General features: G+C 58.0%; 1 rRNA gene. It reads right to left on the bottom strand.

Going from position 1 to position 1,774, the window contains the following annotated elements:
- Positions 1–11 precede the first annotated feature (11 nt).
- A 16S ribosomal RNA gene (locus KSX58_RS10230) occupies positions 12–1,537 on the bottom strand.
- Positions 1,538–1,774 lie beyond the last annotated feature (237 nt).

Below are 1,774 nucleotides of genomic sequence, written 5' to 3'. Positions count from 1 at the left end.
ATTCTCCGTAGAAAGGAGGTGATCCAGCCGCACCTTCCGGTACGGCTACCTTGTTACGACTTAGTCCCAATCACGAGTCTCACCTTAGACGGCTCCCCCCAAAAGGTTGGGCCACCGGCTTCGGGTGCTACCCACTTTCATGACTTGACGGGCGGTGTGTACAAGGCCCGGGAACGCATTCACCGCGGCGTTGCTGATCCGCGATTACTAGCGACTCCGCCTTCATGGAGTCGGGTTGCAGACTCCAATCCGAACTGAGACCGGTTTTAAGGGATCCGCTCCCCCTCACGAGGTCGCATCCCGTTGTACCGGCCATTGTAGCATGCGTGAAGCCCTGGACGTAAGGGGCATGATGATCTGACGTCATCCCCACCTTCCTCCGAGTTGACCCCGGCGGTCCCCCGTGAGTTCCCACCACGACGTGCTGGCAACACAGGGCGAGGGTTGCGCTCGTTGCGGGACTTAACCCAACATCTCACGACACGAGCTGACGACGACCATGCACCACCTGTGAACCCGCCCCGAAGGGAGACCGTATCTCTACGGCTGTCGGGAACATGTCAAGCCCAGGTAAGGTTCTTCGCGTTGCATCGAATTAATCCGCATGCTCCGCCGCTTGTGCGGGCCCCCGTCAATTTCTTTGAGTTTTAGCCTTGCGGCCGTACTCCCCAGGCGGGATGCTTAACGCGTTGGCTCCGACACGGAGACCGTGGAATGGTCCCCACATCCAGCATCCACCGTTTACGGCGTGGACTACCAGGGTATCTAATCCTGTTCGCTCCCCACGCTTTCGCTCCTCAGCGTCAGTGACGGCCCAGAGACCTGCCTTCGCCATTGGTGTTCTTCCCGATATCTACACATTCCACCGTTACACCGGGAATTCCAGTCTCCCCTACCGCACTCAAGCCCGCCCGTACCCGGCGCGGATCCACCGTTAAGCGATGGACTTTCACACCGGACGCGACGAACCGCCTACGAGCCCTTTACGCCCAATAATTCCGGATAACGCTTGCACCCTACGTATTACCGCGGCTGCTGGCACGTAGTTAGCCGGTGCTTATTCGAAAGGTACACTCACCCCGAAGGGCTTGCTCCCAGTCAAAAGCGGTTTACAACCCGAAGGCCGTCATCCCGCACGCGGCGTCGCTGCATCAGGCTTGCGCCCATTGTGCAATATTCCCCACTGCTGCCTCCCGTAGGAGTCTGGGCCGTATCTCAGTCCCAATGTGGCCGGTCGCCCTCTCAGGCCGGCTACCCGTCGAAGCCATGGTGGGCCGTTACCCCGCCATCAAGCTGATAGGACGCGACCCCATCCCATACCGATGAATCTTTCCCAGAGGACCATGCGGTCAACTGGAGCATCCGGCATTACCACCCGTTTCCAGGAGCTATTCCGGTGTATGGGGCAGGTCGGTCACGCATTACTCACCCGTTCGCCACTCTCACCCAGGAGCAAGCTCCTGGGATCCCGTTCGACTTGCATGTGTTAAGCACGCCGCCAGCGTTCATCCTGAGCCAGAATCGAACCCTCCACAAAAAAACTTATGCGGAAAGCCAACATGTGACTCTCATCTAAGAAAATTGACGATCGCCTTATAAGGAAAGGCGCATCGCACAAAAACCTCGCCGCCGTTTGACCGATCCCTCGGCACCATGCGTCAACATGGCCGGCAACGAACTGGCAATCATTGACTATAAAGAAGTAGTACAAATACGCTCTTGAGTTCTCAAACCACCACCACTCACCCACCTCGCAATCCGGAGTGAACCGGAC

Origin of the sequence: Bifidobacterium sp. MSK.17.10 (assembly GCF_019129655.1) — a bacterium.
GTDB lineage: Bacteria > Actinomycetota > Actinomycetes > Actinomycetales > Bifidobacteriaceae > Bifidobacterium > Bifidobacterium adolescentis.
Note: the sequence above shows the minus strand (reverse complement) of the source record. Positions and strands in the feature narration are given on the sequence as shown.